This is a genomic window from Pseudoramibacter alactolyticus ATCC 23263 (assembly GCF_000185505.1).
GTDB lineage: Bacteria > Bacillota > Clostridia > Eubacteriales > Eubacteriaceae > Pseudoramibacter > Pseudoramibacter alactolyticus.
Genome location: NZ_GL622380.1, coordinates 1 through 588 on the forward strand (window position 1 = coordinate 1; position 588 = coordinate 588).

At 60.7% G+C, this 588-nt stretch carries 1 protein-coding gene; it reads left to right on the forward strand.

The window, feature by feature from the left end:
• Positions 1-588: MFS transporter (locus tag HMPREF0721_RS11250; RefSeq protein WP_040640540.1), on the forward strand; the 588-nt coding region annotated here is incomplete at both ends.

The window sequence follows — 588 nt, forward strand, 5'->3', positions numbered from 1 at the left end:
CTTGCTGGGGGCCCTAGCCACGACGTTCTCGCCGAACGTGTTCGTGATGTACGTCTTCCGCTTCGTGCTGGGATTCGCTGTCGGCGCAGCGTCAGCCACTGTTCCGGTGTACCTTGCTGAAAACGCGCCAAAGCGCATCAGGGGGTCGATCGTGGCTATCGACCAACTCATGATCGTCACCGGTCAGCTGCTGGCGTTCTCCATGAACGCCATCATTAACGCCGCTCATGGCGGTCCGCAGTTGATCATCAAGGCCAACAACAATCCGGACAGCCTCGGGATCACCAAGGGCACCTATTCGTGGGACCAGATTCTGGCTCTCCAGGCTTCGAAGGGCGGGCCGCTGGAGGGGGACCGGTACCGCGCGTTCGTGGAGAATCTCGTCATCCAGTCTGGTAACGGTGCGGCCTGGCGGTGGATGCTGGTGCTGTGCTCAATCCCGGCCATCGCGCTGTGGATAGGTATTCGCCTCATGCCTGAGTCGGCTCGTTGGTACTTGGCCAAAGGTCGGGTGGCTGATGCTGTCGGAGCTCTCAAACGAGTGCGCGATCCCCAAAAGGATGGTCCTCTGGACGCTGAGGTCGAGGA